The organism is Methylobacterium dankookense, assembly GCF_902141855.1.
In the GTDB taxonomy this organism is placed as follows: domain Bacteria; phylum Pseudomonadota; class Alphaproteobacteria; order Rhizobiales; family Beijerinckiaceae; genus Methylobacterium; species Methylobacterium dankookense.
The window spans coordinates 1-813 of record NZ_CABFVH010000128.1; the positions used below are offsets into that span (position 1 = coordinate 1).

Here is an 813-nt window from a genome sequence, read left to right on the forward strand (position 1 = left end):
CGGCTGGTCGAGCAATCCCACCTGCCGGTGCGCGCTACCCTGGAGAAGCTCGCCATCCCGCGCGCCACCTTCTACCGCTGGTACGACGCTTTCCAGCGCGGCGGCCCCGAGGCATTGGCGGATCGTCCCTCGCGGCCCAGCCGGGTCTGGAACCGTCTGCCGGCAGAGATCCGCGAGCAGATCGTCGCCCTCGCACTGGAGGAGCCAGAGCTCAGCCCGCGCGAGCTGGCGGTGCGCTTCACCGACGAGCGGCGCTACTTCGTCTCGGAGGCCACCGTCTACCGCCTGCTCAAAGCCCAGGACCTGATCACCAGCCCGGCCTACATCGTCGTCAAAGCCGCCGATGCGTTCCACGACAAGACGACCGCGCCCAACCAGCTCTGGCAGACGGACTTCACCTACCTGAAGGTGGTCGGCTGGGGCTGGTACTACCTCTCGACCGTGCTCGACGACTTCTCGCGCTACATCGTGGCGTGGAAGCTGTGCACGACGATGCAGGTCGGCGATGTCACCGCCACGCTCGACTTGGCGCTGACCGCCGCTGGCCTCGATCAGGTGCAGGTGGTGCATCGCCCGAGGCTGCTGACCGACAACGGATCGAGCTACGTCGCGGGTGATCTGGCCGACTGGCTCGGCAGCCGGGGTATGACCCACATCCGCGGTGCCCCGCGCCATCCGCAGACGCAGGGCAAGATCGAGCGCTGGCACCAGACGCTCAAGAACCGCATCCTGCTCGAACACGCCTACCTGCCCGGCGAACTCGAGGCGCGTGTGGCCGCCTTCGTCGAGCACTATAACCATCTCCGGGCTCAC

At 67.4% G+C, this 813-nt stretch carries 1 protein-coding gene; it reads left to right on the top strand.

Annotated elements, in window-relative coordinates; all coding sequences use genetic code 11:
• Window positions 1-813 (top strand): DDE-type integrase/transposase/recombinase (locus MTDSW087_RS29865; protein ID WP_144769417.1); only part of this gene is annotated, 813 nt, incomplete at both ends.